The organism is Pantoea sp. E956-1 (assembly GCF_982223955.1).
Genome location: NZ_CEUYZP010000005.1, coordinates 123,240 through 140,716 on the forward strand (window position 1 = coordinate 123,240; position 17,477 = coordinate 140,716).

The window sequence follows — 17,477 nt, forward strand, 5'->3', positions numbered from 1 at the left end:
ATCAGATTTGACCTGAAACAAGGAAGCCGCAACCCGCTGGAAAACTTCGGCTGATGTAAAAAATCGGGTGCTGGTTCAGGTTTCCTGCAGGATTCACTGGCGGATTGGCGAGCAGCAACTTTAATCAACGTTCTGCCCTGTCAAAACGTTGACGTTACAAGGATGCCCGCCAATGTGGTTACCCCGTTCTCTGCTCCTGCTCCTGCTCCCGGCCCTCTGCCCGATCGCCCTGGCCAGTCCGCTGCCGCTGATGCCCTGGCCGCAACAGGTGGTGCAGCCCGCCAGCGGCGGCACGCTTACCCTGACGCCGCAGCTGACGCTGCACATCTCAGGTGACCATCTGGCGGGTGCCGAAGCACGCTGGCTGGAGCGCATCAGCAATCAGACCGGCTGGCCGTTGTTGCCCGCCACCCAGCCGGTGGCAGCACCGACTATCCGCATCGTCATTGCGAAGACGGTGGATCCGCAGCCGCTGCCTGATAGCGATGAGAGCTATCAGTTGCAGGTTGATGGCGACGGCGTCCTGTTAACCGCGCCCAGCCGTTTTGGCGCGATGCGCGGCATGGAAACCCTGCTGCAGCTGATACAAAACGGCGCACAGGGCACAACCATTCCTTACGTCACCATCCACGATCATCCGCGCTTTCCGTGGCGCGGCGTGCTGATCGACACGGCGCGTCACTTCATGCCGGTGGAGACGCTTAAACGTCAGATCGACGGCATCGCCGCCGCGCGAATGAATGTCTTTCACTGGCATCTTACCGACGATCAGGGCTGGCGCTTCGCCTCCAGCCACTATCCCCAGTTGCAGCAGAAAGCCAGCGATGGCAACTATTACAGCCAGCAGCAGATGCGTGAGATCGTGAAATATGCCACCGATCGCGGGGTGCGTGTGGTGCCCGAGTTGGATATGCCGGGACATGCTTCCGCGCTGGCGGTGGCGATGCCAGAGCTGATTAGCGCGCCGGGTCTTTATCAGATGGAGCGTGGCTGGGGTGTCTTTAAACCCTTACTCGATCCCAGCAACGAACAGGTTTATCAGGTGATCGACACGCTGGTGGGTGAGATGGCGGCGATCTTCCCCGATCCCTGGTTGCACATTGGCGGCGATGAGGTGGATCCGACACAGTGGAACGACTCGCCCACTATCCGGCAGTTTATGCGCGACCACGATCTGAAAAATGCCCATGCGCTTCAGGCGTATTTCAATCAGCGGGTAGAGAAGATCCTGGAAGCCCATCACCGTCAGATGGTGGGCTGGGATGAGATTGCTCATCCCGACTTGCCGCGCAGCATTCTGATCCAGTCGTGGCAGGGCCAGGATGCGCTGAGCGTGCTGGCAAAAGAGAACTACCGCGGCATCCTCTCCACCGGTTTCTACCTCGATCAGCCTCAGCCTGCCAGCTATCACTACCGCAATGAGGTCACGCCACAGGGCCTCAACGGCCAGGATCGTCTGCGGCCAGGCGACCAGGCGCAGAGCTGGTCATTCACCATGCCGCGTCTGAAAGGCAGCCCGGTGAAGGGCAGCTTTACGCTGATACAGGGAGAAGCAGGCTGGCGCGGTTTTATCGACTTCGATGGCAAAGCCCGCCGGATGGTCAGTCAGATTAACTGGCTCTCGACGCAGCAGGTGCGGTTTAGCGTGGATAGCTGGATGGGGCCGTTCCAGCCGGTGGTCACGCTGCAACAGAACGCTCTTAAAGGTTATGCAGAGGTAGGCAACGTGCGTTATCCCACCAGCGGTCAACGGCTGGCGCAGCCGCCTGCGGGCATCGCACCCGCGCTGCCCACACCTGAGCAGGTGCAGCAAAATCTGCTGGGTGGCGAGGCGGCGCTGTGGGCGGAAAACATCAACAGCCAGATTATTGATACCAAACTGTGGCCGCGCGCCTTCGTGGTGGCCGAGCGGTTATGGTCGGCACAGGATGTGACCAATACCGACTCGATGTATTCGCGGCTGGCGGCGATGGATCGCTGGAGCAGCGTGTCGGTCGGAACGCTGCAACACGCACAGACGGAGCAGCAGTTGATGCGGCTGGCCAGTGGGCATGACATTGCCCCACTGCGGGTTCTGGCCGAAGTGCTGGAACCGGCGCAATACTACACGCGTCAGCATCTCAAGTTTCAGGCGGGCCATTACGACTACCATGAACCCCTGAACCGGCTGGCAGATGTACTGCCCGCTGAGAGTGAGGCGGTACGTCAGCTGGAGCAGCAGGTCGCCGTGTTAATCGCCAATCGTAGTAATCCGGCTGCCGCCTCTGCGGTTCGCGCGCCGCTGCAGCGCTGGCAGGCTAACACCAGCGCGGTGCTGCCGATCATTAACGCCAGTGCAACGCTGAAGCCGCTGGCACAGAGCGTGCAGCAGATTGAGGCGCTGAGCACCATGGGCCTCGCGCTGGTTAATGCTTACGTGCGCAATCAGGCGTTTGGTGCCAGTGAAGTGGCGGAGATGCGTGCGACGCTGGATGCCGCCGCAGAGGTACAGGATGAAACGGTGATTGCGCTGGTCAGGCCGCTGGAGACGCTGCTGCGCGCCTTTCAGTAAACGCTGCGGCCGGCTTAACCGGCCATAGCGTCCTCAGGCCGGGCCGCTGACCGAGTGGCGGCGCACCAGGGTCGGGCTGAACATGTGGGTCACTTCCGGCAGCGGCTGATTATTGGCCAGCGCCAGTGCCAGCTGGGCCGCCTGCTGCGCCATAGTCACAATCGGATAGCGGATGGTGGTGAGGCGCGGTCGCACATAGCGCGAAACCAGCACATCATCGAAGCCGATCAGCGACATCTCTTCCGGCACCCGAACGCCGTTATCGCTCAGCACCGCCAGCGCACCGGCGGCCATTGAGTCGTTGTAGCAGGCGACGGCGGTAAAATTCTTGCCGCGACCCAGCAGTTCTGTCATCGCCTGCTCACCGCCCACTTCATCCGGTTCGCCCCAGGTGACCAGCCGATCGCTGCACGGCAGGCCGTGTTCTTTCAGCGCATCGTAGTAGCCCTGCAGGCGATCTTCTGCATCGGAGATGGTGTGGGTCGAGCAGATAAAGGCGATATTCTGGTGGCCAAGCTGGATCAGATGACGGGTTGCCAGCCAGGCGCCGTAGCGATCGTCGAGCGCGATACAGCGCTTTTCAAAGCCTTTTATCAGCCGGTTCAGCAGCACCATGCCAGGCACCTGCTTCATCAGCACTTCCAGCTCTGCATCGGGGATTTTCTTGGCGTGAACCACCAGCGCCGCACAGCGGTGACGCATCAGTTGTTCAATCGCCTGCCGCTCTTTTTGCTCATTATGGTAACCGTTACCAATCAGTAAAAAGTTACCGGTGTCACCTGCCACCTCATCCACGGCCTTAACCATTGCGCCAAAAAAGGGATCGGAGACGTCACCAACAATCAGGCCGAGCGTTTCGGTCGATTGTTGCGCCAGCGCGCGTGCGTTGGCATTCGGGTGGTACTGAAGCTGCTCCATCGCCTGACCTACGGCCTGTCGGGAGCTGTCGCTGGCTTTGGGAGAATTATTGATTACACGCGAGACTGTGGCGACAGAAACACCCGCCAGTCGCGCAACATCCTTTATGGTAGCCATGCGTTGACCTGCTTTGGGGAAAACGTTTACACATCGCATCAGTGTTACGGAAAAGGGCGGACACATCAACCCGGGAGAATGCCAGCGTCGTCGCAAAAAGGGGTAAAATCGGACCCGCAGGCACGTCTTCTGCTGAGGCGTCGCACCATGCTATGCTCAATCTCCCACCTGGCTACCGTGAAAAACAACGATGAAAACCAAAGTGCCACATCTGGCGCACTGGGGCGCCTTTACCGCCGTCACTGAAAACGATCGCCTGATTGGCTGCGAACCTTTCTTCGCCGATGCCGATCCGTCACCGATGATCCACACCATTCCTGAACTGGTCTATTCCGACAAACGCATTCATCAGCCGATGGTGCGCCGCTCGTGGCTGAAGTCGCGTGAGAAGAGCGACCGTACGCTGCGTGGCCGGGAAGATTTTGTTGCCGTCGACTGGGAAACCGCGCTGGATCTGGTGGCGGAAGAGAACCGCCGCATTCGCGAGCGCTATGGTGCATCGGGCATTTTCAACGGCTCCTACGGCTGGTCATCGGCCGGTCGCGTTAACCATGCCCGTACCCTGATTCGTCGCTTCTACTTTCAGGGCGGCGGCGGCGTTGATCAGCAGGGTAACTACAGCTGGGGCGCCGCGCAGTTCTTCCTGCCCTATGTGATTGGCACCTACATGCCGCTGACCGGGCGCGTCACCGAATGGCCGCAGGTGGTGGAACATGCCGAAATTTTTGTCGCCTTTGGTGGGCTGGCGCTGAAAAACGCCCAGGTCGCCTCGGGGGGCGCAGGGCAGCACAGCCTGAAACCGGCGCTGATGCAGCTGGCGGCCAAAGGCACGCCGGTGATCAACATCAGCCCGATGCGTGATGACTGCCCGGAATTTGTTAACGCCGAGTGGATTCCGATTCGCCCCAACACCGACGTGGCGCTGATGCTGGCGCTGGGTCATGAGATCACCCAGCACGGCGCGGTTGACGAAGCGTTTCTCGCCAGCCACTGCACCGGCTGGCCGCAGCTGCGGGCTTATCTGCTGGGCGAAACCGACGGCGTGGCGAAAACCGCTGGCTGGGCCAGCCGTATCACTGGCATTCCGGCCCATCGTATTGTGCAGCTGGCGCAGCAGCTCACCGGCAAGCGCAGCTTTATTACCTGCTCCTATTCCGTTCAGCGCGCCCATCGCGGCGAGCAGCCTTACTGGATGATGATTGCGCTGTCGTCTATGCTCGGCCAGCCAGGCCTGCCGGGCGCAGGTTTCTCTTTTGGTCACGGTTCGATGAACAGCGTCGGCAACCCGCGCCAGGAAGGTCCGGCTCCGATGATGAGCACCGGCCCCAATCCTTCCGGGCTGTCGATTCCGGTGGCGCGGATCAGCGATATGCTTCTCAATCCCGGCCAGCCTTACCGCTTTCAGGGCGAAACGTTGCACTATCCCGACATTCACATGGTGCACTGGGCGGGCGGCAATCCTTTCCACCATCACCAGCAACTGAACCGGCTGGTGGAGGGCTGGCAGCGGCCCGATACGGTCGTGGTGCAGGATATCGTCTGGACGCCCGCCGCGCAGATGGCAGACATCGTGCTGCCCGCGACCACTACGCTGGAGCGCAATGACATCGGCGGCTCCTCCCGTGACCGCTTTGTGCTGGCGATGCATCAGGCGATTAAACCGCAGCATCAGGCGCGCAACGACTTCGATATTTTTGCTGACCTGGCGGAGCGCCTCGGCTACCGCGATACCTTCACCGAAGGGCGCAACGAGATGCAGTGGATCGCCCATCTTTATCAGCAGTGTGCGACGGCGCATCAGCGTAAAGGCATCGATTTCCCGGCGTTTGAGGAGTTCTGGCAGCGCGGCTTTGTGGAGATCCCCGAAGGGGGCAAACCCTATCAGTTTATGGAGGATTTCCGTGCCGATCCGCAGGCCAATCCGATTAAAACCGCCAGCGGCAAAATCGAGCTCTTCAGCCAGACCATTGCGGACTACCAGCTGGACGATTTCGCCGGCCATCCGGAATGGCGCGAACCCCAGGAGTGGCTCGGTTCGCCGGTCAGCCGCGACTATCCGCTGCACATGATCTCGATTCAGCCTTCCGACCGGTTACACAGTCAGCTGGATGCGACAGAAACGGTGCAGGGCAATAAAACCGCCGGACACGAAACGCTCTACATGCATCCGCAGGATGCGGCCGCGCGCGGGCTGGTGGAGGGCGACGAGATAGAGGTGAGCAACGCACGCGGCGTGATGCTGGCGGGCGTGCGGATCACCGATGGCGTGACGCAGGGCGTAGTGATTATCGCCACCGGCGCCTGGTTTGATCCCGGCTTTGGCAAGGCGTGGCAGCCGCACGATCGCGCGGGTAACCCCAACGTGCTGACGCTCGACATCGGCACCTCGTCGCTGACGCAGGGGCCAAACGCCATGAGCTGCCTGGTGGAAATCAAAAAACATCAGGATTGCACAATAGCGTAAGGATCTCATGGCTGGTTACATTTTGCCGGTAACTGTTGCGTTTGAGAGATGGCAGCCGATCGATCCCTCTTGCTACATTCAGGGTCCCAGAGGTATTGATGGGTGAACATCAATAGATTTTCTTGATTACACCAACCTGCGCAGATGCGCAGGTTTTTTTTTGCCTGAAATCGGCTGCCGATAACGAACTGATACACAGTTTTCCTGTTATACGGCCAGCGCTTTCTTTATAACTGCTGGCAACAGCCCCTTTCTCTTTATTTTGCGCAGCGGAATGCCATGCCCCGGATTAAAAAACTACTGGGAAAAGACCAGATAAAAGCGCCGTTTAACCCTTTTCGTTTTCGACTGATCTGCCTGGGTGTCACGACCTGTCTGGTGGTGCTGCTGGCGCGCGTTGCGGACCTGCAGTTCCTGAATCAGCCGATGCTGGAGCACGAAGCGGATCAGCGATCGCTGCGTACCGTGACGCTGCCGACCAGTCGCGGCACGCTGCTGGATCGTAACGGTGAAGCGCTGGCGCTCAGCGTCCCATCGCGCGACGTGATTGCCGATCCGCAGCGCGTGCTGGAGAGCAACCCCGATTTTACCAGTGCCAAATGGGCCTATCTGGCGGCGGCGCTCAACACCCGTCCCGAAGAGCTGGCGGCGCAGATCACCGCCAACCCGAAACGTCGCTTCCTCTATCTGGGGCGTAAAGTCGAGCTGGGCATCGCCAAGGATATAAAAGAGCTGAAGCTGAAAGGCATCAGCGAAGTCTATGATGACAGCCGTTTCTATCCGATGAGCGAAGCCTCAGCGCCGCTGATCGGCATCGTCGGGGCGGATAATGTCGGCCTGAACGGACTGGAAAAGGGCTTTGATAAAGTATTGCAGGGCGAGCCGGGCAAAGAGGTCTATCGGCAGGATGCCGCGGGCAATATCATCGCGATGATCAACTATCAGCCGCCGACCCAGCCGCCGACAGTACAGCTCAGCATCGACAAATATGACCAGTACACGCTCTACAGCAAACTGCGCGACGGCGTACTGATCAACAAGGCGGACTCGGGTGCGGCTGTGCTGGTGAAAATCGACACTGGCGAGATTCTGGCGATGGCCTCCTATCCGTCGTTCAACCCCAACAACTATGAAGGGGCAACGCCCGCGCAGATGCGTAACTCTGCCATCAATGACAGCTACGAACCGGGATCGACCGTCAAACCGTTAGTGGTGATGGAAGCGCTGGAGCGCCACCTGGTGCGCCCGGATTCGGTGATCGACACCACGCCTTACAGCGTTAACGGCCACCTGATCCGCGACGTCGGCCACTGGCCGCGCCTGACCATGACCGGCATTCTGCAAAAATCGAGCGACATCGGCGTGTCACACCTCGCACTGGCGATGCCCGCCGAAGCGCTGGTCAACACCTATCATGCGTTCGGCCTTGGCAAACCAACCGGCTTAGGGCTGACCGGCGAAAGCGTCGGCTACTTTCCGTTGCACCGCACCCGCTGGGCAGATATCGAGCGGGCCACCTTCTCCTTTGGCTATGGTCTGCGTGTGACGCCGCTGCAGATTGCCCGCGAATACGCCACGCTCGGCTCCTATGGCATTTACCGTCCGCTGTCGATCACCCGCGTTACGCCACCGGTGATGGGACGCCAGGTCGCCAACCCGGAAACGGTGAAAGAGGTGGTGCACATGCTGGAGAGTGACGTCCTGCCGGGCGGAACCGGCCTGAAAGCCGCGGTGCCGGGCTACCGTCTGGCAACCAAAACCGGTACGGCGGAAAAAATGGGCACCAGCGGCAAGTATGATGGCGGCTACGTCAACTACACCGCCGGTCTCGCTCCCGCCAGCCATCCTGAAGTGGCGCTGGTGGTGATGATCAACCATCCGACAGCGGGCGATCACTTCGGTGGCTCGGTTGCTGCACCGGTGTTCGGCAATATCATGGGGCCGGTACTGAAACACATGAATATTGCACCGGATGCCATCTACACCAAACCGGCCGCCAGCCCTTCAGATAAATCTTAGAAAAATCAGAGTGTAAGCGAGGCATGAAGGATATTCACACCTCGTTGCACTTCCCCGAATTCGGTTGCGTTTTCCTGCTGTCTCCGCGCGGTCAATCAGTGCGAGGATAGCAGTCCCAGAGGTATTGATGGGTGTGAAAACAACACCGCTTCGGCAGTGAGACCCTGTTATTACACCAACCCACGCAGATGCGTGGGTTTTTTTTGCCTGCTCGCCTGAACCTGCCGTCACCGCTGCAAAAACCGCCGTTAAATCAACATCGTTCTTAACGAAACCCTGACAGTTTGCCAATAGAAAGGCGTGTCGCCTTTCACTGATAATGGCCGCCGTGAAGCCTGGCGGTTTTTTGCCCGCCGCCGCTCACTGCCGCATTCCGCACGTTCCGGGATTTCTTTTTTGCTTATCTGAAGAATTTGATGATGACTCTCCTTTCTCGCCCCACGCGTTCCTTTGGGCTTAAATGGCTGCTCCTGTTGCTGGTGATGGCGATTATCGCTGGGGTTATCTGGCGTCTGCTGTCGGCGGGCCATGGGCAGGGCGAGGGGATGCCGCCGGGCAGACCGGGGGCGCATGGCATGATGGGCGGAGGGGCGACGCTGGTTCACAGCGGTGTCGCCAGCACGGCGGATGTGCCGGTGTGGCTGAATGCGCTCGGCACGGTCATCCCCAACGCCAGCGTCACGGTGACCAGCCGCGTTGACGGTCAGCTGGAGCAGGTTTTCTTTACCGAGGGGCAGAAAGTCAGCGCCGGGCAGCTGCTGGCGCAGATTGATCCGCGCAGCTTTCAGGCCACGCTGAACCAGTATCAGGGCGAACTCAGCGAAAACCAGGCGCTGCTGAAAAGTGCGGAGCTGACGCTGGCGCGCTACCGCAAACTGGCGGCGCAGGATGCACTGGCGCGTCAGGATCTGGACAGCCAGATTGCCACCGTCGGACAGTATCGCGGTGCCGTCGCCGCCGATCAGGCGCAGATCGCCAGTGCCAGACTCAGCATTGAATATGCCCGGATCACCGCCCCGATCAGCGGGCGCGTCGGCCTGCGTCAGGTCGATCCCGGCAATATGGTTCAGAGTGCCAGCAGCACCGGCCTGGTGACTATTACCCAGATGCAGCCCGCCGCCGTGACCTTTAGCGTGCCACAAAGCGAAATCCCGGCTCTGGTCAGCGTGCTGCATCAGGGGCAGAGCCTGCCCGCCACGCTGTTTGATCAGGACAACCAGCATCAGCTCGGCAGTGGCGAAGTGAAGTTCATCAGCAACCAGATCGACACCGCCACCGGCACCGTGGCGCTGAAAGCGGTGTTCGCCAACCAGGATGAGTCGCTGTTTGCTAACCAGTTTGTGAATCTGCGACTGCAGATCCGGGTGCTGCAAGGCGCGACGGTGATCCCGGCCCAGGCGTTGCAGCTGAGCAGTGACGGCAGCTTTGTCTTTGTGATCAATCAGGATCACAGCGTTACGCGCAAAGCGGTCACCACCGGTCCCGCTTTCGGAGACGATCAGCAGGCGATCCTCAGCGGTGTTTCGCCGGGCGATCGGCTGGTGACGGAAGGGATCGATCGTCTGACCAGCGGCAGCAAAGTGTCGCTGGCCGATGAGACGCCCGCTGCCGGTGATGTGTCGAAATGAATCCGTCTCGCCTGTTTATTCTGCGTCCGGTCGCCACCATTCTGCTGATGGTCGGCGTGCTGATCGCCGGCATTTTTGCTTATAAATTCCTGCCGACCTCGGCGCTGCCGCAGGTCGACTATCCGACCATTCAGGTCACCACGCTCTATCCCGGCGCCAGCCCGGATGTGATGGCGTCGTCAGTCACCTCGCCGCTGGAGCGCCAGCTAGGGCAGATGGCGGGGCTGAGCCAGATGAGCTCCACCAGCGCCAGCGGCTCGTCGATCATTACCCTGAAGTTCAGCCTCGATCTGTCGCTGGATGTCGCCGAGCAGGAGGTGCAGGCGGCGATCAATGCGGCGAATAACCTGCTGCCCGACGATCTGCCTAATCCACCGACCTATAAAAAGGTCAATCCGGCGGACAGCGCGGTGGTAACGCTGGCGGCGAGCTCCGGCACGCTGCCATTGACCGCGGTGCAGGATCTGGTTAATACCCGGGTGGCGCTGAAGCTGTCGCAGATCTCCGGCGTCGGGATGGTGACGCTGGCGGGCGGCCACCAGCCGGCGATTCGGGTGCAGATGAACCCTCGGGCGCTGGCGGCGCATCATCTGACGCTGGAGGCGGTAAATACGCTGATTGGTAACAGCAACGTCAATGGCTCCAAAGGCGGCTTTGACGGTAAATATCATTCGGTGACCATCGACGCCAACGATCAGCTGCGCACCGCAACCGAGTACGGCAATCTGATCCTCAGCTATGAGAATGGCGCGGCGCTGCGCCTGAAAGATATCGCCCACATCGAACAGGGCCCGGAGAACAGCTTCCAGTCGTCGTGGGCCAACAACCAGCCCGCGATTGTGATCAGCGTGCAGCGCCAGCCGGGCGCGAACGTCATCCAGGTGGTGGACAACATCAAGTCGCAGCTTCCCGCGCTGCAGGCGGCGCTGCCGGACGGGGTGAAGATGACCATTCTCTCTGATCGCACCCAGACCATTCGCGCCTCGATCAGCGACGTCCAGTTTGAGCTGATGCTGTCGATTGCGCTGGTGGTGATGGTGACTTTCCTGTTTCTGCGCAACGTGGCCGCCACGCTGATCCCGAGCGTGGCGGTGCCGCTGTCGCTGGTCGGCACCTTTGGCGTGATGTATCTGGCAGGTTTCAGCCTGAATAATCTGTCGCTGATGGCGCTGACCATCGCCACCGGTTTTGTCATTGATGACGCCATCGTGGTGGTCGAGAACATCTCCCGACGGCTGGAGCAGGGCGAGTCACCGATGGAGGCGGCGCTGAAAGGCTCACAGCAGATTGGCTTCACCATCATCTCGCTGACCTTTTCGCTGATTGCGGTGCTGATCCCGCTGCTGTTTATGGGCGATGTGGTCGGGCGACTCTTCCGGGAGTTCGCGATTACGCTGGCGGTGGCGATTCTGGTGTCAATGCTGGTATCGCTGACCCTGACACCGATGCTGTGTGCTTATCTGCTGCGCCACATTCCGCCCGAACAGCAGTCAACATTCGCCCGCAAGGGCGGCGAACTGTTCGACCGCCTGGTGCGCGGCTATGACCGGCTGCTGACCGTGGTGCTGAACCATCAGAAACTGACGCTACTGGTGGCGCTGGCGACCTTCGGACTGACCGCGCTGCTCTACATGATGGTGCCGAAAGGCTTCTTCCCGACTCAGGATACCGGGTTGATTCAGGGCATTACCGTCGCCTCGCAGGATGTCTCGTTTAACGCCATGGCAACGCGCCAGCAGGCGTTGTCGGCGCGGATCCTGAAAAACCCGGCGGTGGAGAGCGTCTCATCGACGATCGGCATCGACGGCACCAACACCAGTCTTAACAGCGGACGATTGCAGATCAACCTGAAGCCGTTTGGCTCCCGTGATCTCAGCGCCAGCGAGGTGATCAGCCAGCTGAAACAGGCGACTGCCGATGTGGCGGGCATCCGGCTCTATCTGCAACCGGCGCAGGATCTCACCGTCAACGATCAGGTCTCGCCGAGTCAGTATCAGTTCACCCTCGATGATGCCGACAGTGAAAATCTGGTCAGCGCGTCGCCGAAACTGGTGGCGGCGTTGCAGCAGCGGCCCGAGTTTAATGGGGTGGTAAGTAACCTGCAGGATCAGGGGCGCGTCTCTTACGTTGAGCTGAACCGCGATAAAGCGGCGCGCTTCGGCATTACTGCCTCGGACGTGGACACCGCGCTCTATAACGCCTTTGGTCAGCGGCTGGTCTCGACCATCTTCACCCAGTCGAATCAGTATCGGGTGGTGCTGGAAGTGGCTCCGGCATACCAGCAGGGTCCGGCATCGTTTGATGATGTCTGGCTGCAATCGTCCGGCAGCAGCAGTTCGGCGTCGTCATCCACCAGCACGGCTTCATCAACGTCAACGTCTTCGTCTTCATCAACGTCTTCGTCAACGTCAACGTCCACCTCAGCCTCTGACACCAGCGCCAGCACGACCAGCAGCGGCATGGTCAAACTCACTTCTATCGCCACTATCCACCAGCGCACCGGTTCGCTGATGCACATGCGGCTGAATCAGTTCCCGGCGGTGATGATCTCCTTCAACCTTAATCCGGGCTATTCGCTGGAGGATGGACAGCGGGCGATCGCGGACGTGCGGCAGCAGCTGCATCTGCCGGAGAGCACCACGCTGCGTTATCAGGGGGAAACCTCGGCGTTTCAGAGCGCCACCGGCAACACGCTGTGGCTGATTCTGGCGGCGCTGATCACCATGTATGTGGTGCTCGGTATCCTCTACGAGAGCTTTATCCATCCGGTGACCATCCTCTCTACGCTGCCGTCGGCTGCGGTAGGCGCGTTGCTGACGCTGCTGCTGGCGGGCACCGAATTCAGCCTGATTGCGCTGATTGGGGTGATCCTGCTGATCGGCATCGTGAAAAAGAACGCCATCATGATGATCGACTTTGCGCTGGAGGCGGAACACCATCAGCACCTCAGCGCGCGCGATGCGATTCATCAGGCCTGCCTGCTGCGCTTCCGCCCGATTCTGATGACGACGATGGCGGCGCTGCTGGGTGCGCTACCGCTGATGCTGGCCTCCGGCTCCGGGGCAGAGCTGCGTCAGCCGCTGGGGCTGGTGATTGTCGGCGGGCTGATTGTCAGTCAGGTGCTGACGCTCTTCTCCACGCCGGTGATCTACCTTCTGTTTGATGGGCTGGCGCAGCGCGGCAACGCCTGGGTGAAACGCCGTCAGCAGCGGGCGCGGAGCGGGCAATGAATCTGACCCGACTGTTTATCTTTCGTCCGGTGGCGACGCTGCTGCTGACGCTGGCAATCCTGCTGCTGGGCGCGCTGGGCTACCGGCTGCTGCCGGTGGCACCGCTGCCGCAGGTCGATTTCCCCACCATCATGGTCAGCGCCAGCCTGGCAGGCGCCAGCCCGGAAACCATGGCGGCGACGGTCGCTACGCCGCTGGAACGTTCGCTGGGGCAGATTGCCGGTATCAGTGAGATGACCTCCAGCAGCTCGCAGGGCTCCAGCAGCATCATCCTGCAGTTTGAGCTGGACCGCGATATCAATGGCGCGGCGCGCGACGTGCAGGCGGCAATCAACGCGGCGCGTAGTCTGCTGCCCAGCGCAATGGCCTCGCTGCCGACCTATCGCAAAGCCAACCCGTCAGACGCGCCAATAGTGATGCTGGCGCTGACCTCTGCCACCCGCACGCCAGGCGAACTCTACGATCTGGCGGAGAGCAAAATCGAACAGGCGATGGGGCAGGTACAGGGCGTCGGCGAAGTGTCACTGATGGGCAGCGCCTTACCGGCGGTGCGGATTGATCTGCAACCGCTGAAGCTGACCCATTACGGCATCTCGCTGGAGACGGTGCGCGCCGCCGTCGCCAACAGCACCACCAATCTGCCCAAAGGGATTTTGCAGAGCAGTGACCAGTCGTGGCTGGTGGACAGCAATGGCCAGCTTGAGAAGGCCGCCAGCTATCGCGATCTCATCATTACGTATCAGCAGGGCAAGGCGGTGCGGCTGCGCGACGTCGCCACGGTCTATGACTCGGTGGAAGATCGCTATCAGGCGGGGTTTCTGAATGCCACACCGGCGGTGATGATCGGTATCAAACGTCAGGCGGGCGCCAACATGCTGGAAACCATCGACGCGATAAAAGCGCAGTTGCCGCAGCTGGAAAAGAGTCTGCCCGCTGACACCCAGCTGAACGTAGTGGTTGACCGTTCGCCTGGCGTGCGCGCCTCGCTGTATGACACCGAAGAGACACTGCTGATCGCGGTGCTGCTGGTGATTGCGGTGGTGTTTATTTTTCTGCGCAATCTGCAGGCGGTGATCATTCCGGCGCTGGCACTGCCGGTGTCGCTGATCGGCACCTGTGCGGTGATGTATCTGCTGGGATACAGCCTGGATAACCTGTCGCTGATGGCGCTGATTATCGCCACCGGCTTCGTGGTGGATGATGCGATTGTGGTGCTGGAGAACATCACCCGTCACATTGAGCGTGGGCTGAGCCCGTTGCGGGCGGCGCTGCGCGGAGCGCAGGAGGTGAGCTTCACCGTGCTGTCGATGACCGTGTCGCTGATCGCGGTGTTCATCCCGATCCTGCTGATGGGCAGCATTGTCGGGCGGCTGTTCCGCGAATTCGCCGTGACGCTCACCGTGTCGCTGCTGATCTCGCTGTTTGTCTCGCTGAGCCTGACACCGATGCTCTGCGCCCGGCTGCTGAAACCGAAACCGCCCGTCAGCCTGCGGCCGCATCCGCTCTGGCAGTTTATTGAAAACCAGCTGAATCGCCTGCTGGCCGCCTACGGGCGCGGGCTGGCCTGGGTGATGCGCCATCAGAAACTGACGCTGCTCAGCCTGCTGCTGACCGTACTACTGAATGTTTTTCTCTTCGTCGTGGTGCAGAAGGGCTTCTTCCCCAATCAGGATACCGGGCTGCTGATGGGTGCGCTGCGCGCCGATCAGAACATCTCGTTCCAGGCGATGAAGCCGAAAATGCTGATGTTCACGCAGATCATTCAGGAAGACCCGGCGGTAGAGAGTGTGATGTCGTCGATGGGCAGCGGGATGTTTGGCTCCCGCAACAGCGCCAACTTCTTTGTGCGGCTTAAAGATTTTGATCAGCGCGATGCGACCGCCACCGAGGTGGCCAACCGGCTGACGCGCAAAACCAGTCACATCGCCGGGGCGCAGATGTTCCTGATGGCGGCACAGGATCTGCATATTGGCGGACGCAGCGCCAACGCCACGTATCAGTACAGCCTGCAGGCGGACGACCTCGATCTGCTGCGCACCTGGACGCCGAAAGTACAGGCGGCGCTGGCGGCGATCCCCGAGCTCAACAGCGTGGACTCCGATTCACAGACCGGCGGCCAGGAGGTGGAGCTGACCATCGATCGTGATCGCGCCACCCGGCTTGGGGTCAACGTAAACATGCTGGATACGCTGCTGAACAATGCGTTCAGCCAGCGGCAGATCGCCACGCTCTATCACACCCTGAATCAGTATCACGTAGTGATGTCACTGCAGGATAGCGACACCGCCAATCCTGAGACGCTGCAGCAGCTTTATGTGATTAACGACAGCGGTGACCGCGTGCCGCTCTCTGCCTTTGCCCGCTTCAGCGGCGGCAACGCGCCGCTGTCGGTGGCGCATCAGGGCCAGGCCGCGACCAGCACCCTGGCGTTTAATCTCAACGAGGGAGTGTCACTGGAACAGGCGCAGGAACTGATAAAACAGGCGATGGCTAAGCTGGGCCTGCCATCGACCCTTCATGCCGGTTTTGCCGGCACCGCCGCCGCCTTTTCTCAGCTGACCGCGACCATGCCATGGCTGATTCTGGCGGCGCTGGCGGCGGTCTATCTCGTGCTCGGCGTGCTCTATGAGAGCTACATCCATCCGCTGACCATTCTTTCGACCCTGCCGTCAGCGGGCGTCGGCGCGCTGCTACTGCTGCTGCTGACCGGCACGCAACTCACGGTGATCGCGCTGATTGGCATCATCCTGCTGATCGGCATCGTGAAAAAGAACGCCATCATGATGATCGATTTCGCCATTGACGCGGAGCGGCGGCAGGGCATGTCGCCACAGCAGGCGATCACCCAGGCGTGCCTGATGCGCTTCCGGCCCATCATGATGACCACGCTGGCCGCCTTTTTCGGCGCGTTGCCGCTGGCGCTGGGCAGCGGCGGTGATGCCGATCTGCGCAGCCCGCTGGGCATCGCTATCGCGGGCGGACTGGCGCTCAGCCAGCTGCTGACGCTGTTTACCACGCCGGTTGTTTATCTTTGGCTCGATCGTCTGGGCCGTGCCACTCAACGTCAATGGCGTCGTCTGCGCCCTACGGAATCCTGATCCATGAAACCGCTTATCCCCTTTGTTGTGATGTTGCTGCTGGGCGGCTGTAGCGTCGGTCCCGACTATCAGCGCCCCGCGATGGCGATGCCTGTCCACTATAAAGAGGCCAGAGGCTGGCAGCAGGCGACGCCACTTGATGCGCAAAGCAAAGGCGAATGGTGGGCGGTTTATCACGACGCCACCCTGAGCGGCTTGCTGAGCCAGGTGAGCATCTCGAACCAGAACGTGGCGAATTATGCCGCGCAGTACCGGCAGGCACAGGCGCTGGCGAGTGAGTCACGCGCGGCGCTGTTTCCCTCGCTGGGCTATGACGGCAGCGCGACGCGCAGCGGCAGCCACGCGACTGAAAGCAGCGTTCGCACTATCAGCAGCAGCCATCAGGCGGAGCTGAGCGCCAGCTGGGAGCTGGATCTGTGGGGCAAACTGCGACGCACGCTGGAGGAGAACCGCGCCAGCGCCTCGGCCAGCGCGGCGGAACTGGCCAATATCACCCTGAGCGCCCAGTCTGAGCTGGCGCAGGACTATTTCCAGCTGCGCATCATGGATCAGAAAATCGCGCTCTATCAGCAGAGCGTTGATGCTTATCAGCGCTACCTGAAAGTGATGACCAGCCAGTATCAGGCGGGCACCGCGTCGCGTGCGACCCTGGCTCAGGCACAACTGCAGCTGGAGAGCGCCAGCGCCTCGGCGCAGGATTATCAGTGGCAGCGCGCACAGATGGAGCACGCCATTGCGCTGCTGGTCGGCAAAGCACCCGCTGAATTCAGCCTGACCGCCGCGCCGCTGACGGCCACGCTGCCCGCGATTCCGGCAGCCCTGCCGGGCGAGTTGTTGCAGCGCCGTCCCGACATTGCTTACGCCGAACGTAATATGGCCGCGGCCAATGCCGCAGTGGGCGTGGCGGTGGCCGGTTACTATCCCGACCTGACCCTGAGCGCCAGCGGTGGCGTCAGTTCTTCCGTGCTGCATTCGCTCTTCTCGCTGCCGAACCGCGTCTGGTCGCTGGGGCCGGAGCTGAGCGGCACGCTGCTGGATTTTGGTGCGACTTCGGCGCAGGTCGATCAGGCACGAGCGGGCTGGGATGCCAGCGTTGCGACCTATCGTCAGACGGTGCTGACCGCAATGCAGGAGGTGGAAGATAAGCTGGTCGAGCTGAACACGCTGCAGGGCGAGATCGCCGCGCAGCAGCGCGCCACCGACGCGGCGCAGACCTCGGCGCGGGTGACGCGTTTGCAGTATGAGGCGGGCATGATTACGTATCTGGATGTGGCGACCACCGAAAACAGCCGCCTGAGTGCGCAGCAGAGTTTGCTGACGCTGCAGAGCACGCAGTGGGCCAGCAGTGTGGCGCTGATTGCGGCACTGGGCGGTGGCTGGCAGGCACCCTGAAGGCGGCGTCAGGTTACCGATAATTCTGTTGTCGAACCGCGTCAAATCCTGCATCGTGAG

The 17,477-nt window shown here is 60.9% G+C and carries 8 protein-coding genes; 7 read left to right on the forward strand and 1 reads right to left on the reverse strand.

Going from position 1 to position 17,477, the window contains the following annotated elements:
- Positions 1 to 172: 172 nt before the first annotated feature.
- A complete protein-coding gene (locus AC0T7J_RS14730) occupies positions 173 to 2,551 on the forward strand; it encodes a family 20 glycosylhydrolase (RefSeq protein WP_473795127.1) in 2,379 nt (792 codons plus the stop codon).
- A gap of 33 nt (positions 2,552 to 2,584) precedes the next feature.
- Here the strand turns inward: AC0T7J_RS14730 and galR are convergent, their stop codons facing one another.
- Positions 2,585 to 3,586 (reverse strand): HTH-type transcriptional regulator GalR, encoded by a 1,002-nt coding sequence (galR, locus tag AC0T7J_RS14735; protein WP_010251726.1) that lies wholly within the window; start codon positions 3,584 to 3,586, stop codon positions 2,585 to 2,587.
- Between the two features lie 190 nt (positions 3,587 to 3,776).
- Here galR and AC0T7J_RS14740 point away from each other — a divergent pair, with 190 nt between their 5' ends.
- From AC0T7J_RS14740 to AC0T7J_RS14765, 6 genes are all read left to right on the forward strand, one after another.
- Positions 3,777 to 6,050 carry a molybdopterin guanine dinucleotide-containing S/N-oxide reductase gene (locus AC0T7J_RS14740; protein WP_473795129.1) on the forward strand — a complete coding sequence of 758 codons (2,274 nt, stop codon included), beginning with the start codon at positions 3,777 to 3,779 and terminating at the stop codon, positions 6,048 to 6,050.
- Positions 6,051 to 6,329: 279 nt separating this feature from the next.
- A complete protein-coding gene (locus tag AC0T7J_RS14745; RefSeq protein WP_086905079.1) occupies positions 6,330 to 8,069 on the forward strand; it encodes a penicillin-binding transpeptidase domain-containing protein in 1,740 nt (579 codons plus the stop codon).
- 419 nt (positions 8,070 to 8,488) lie between these two features.
- Entirely contained in the window at positions 8,489 to 9,697 is a 1,209-nt protein-coding gene (locus AC0T7J_RS14750; RefSeq protein WP_473795239.1) for an efflux RND transporter periplasmic adaptor subunit, read from the forward strand.
- Complete coding sequence (locus AC0T7J_RS14755; RefSeq protein ID WP_473795131.1) at positions 9,694 to 12,927, forward strand: efflux RND transporter permease subunit; 3,234 nt, start codon at positions 9,694 to 9,696, stop codon at positions 12,925 to 12,927. The genes AC0T7J_RS14750 and AC0T7J_RS14755 overlap by 4 nt, the downstream gene beginning before the upstream one ends.
- Complete coding sequence (locus AC0T7J_RS14760; RefSeq protein ID WP_473795133.1) at positions 12,924 to 16,025, forward strand: multidrug efflux RND transporter permease subunit; 3,102 nt, start codon at positions 12,924 to 12,926, stop codon at positions 16,023 to 16,025. The genes AC0T7J_RS14755 and AC0T7J_RS14760 overlap by 4 nt, the downstream gene beginning before the upstream one ends.
- Positions 16,026 to 16,028: 3 nt before the next feature.
- The gene (locus AC0T7J_RS14765; RefSeq protein ID WP_473795135.1) at positions 16,029 to 17,417 is read left to right on the forward strand and encodes an efflux transporter outer membrane subunit; all 1,389 of its coding nucleotides are present in this window, start codon (positions 16,029 to 16,031) and stop codon (positions 17,415 to 17,417) included.
- Positions 17,418 to 17,477 lie beyond the last annotated feature (60 nt).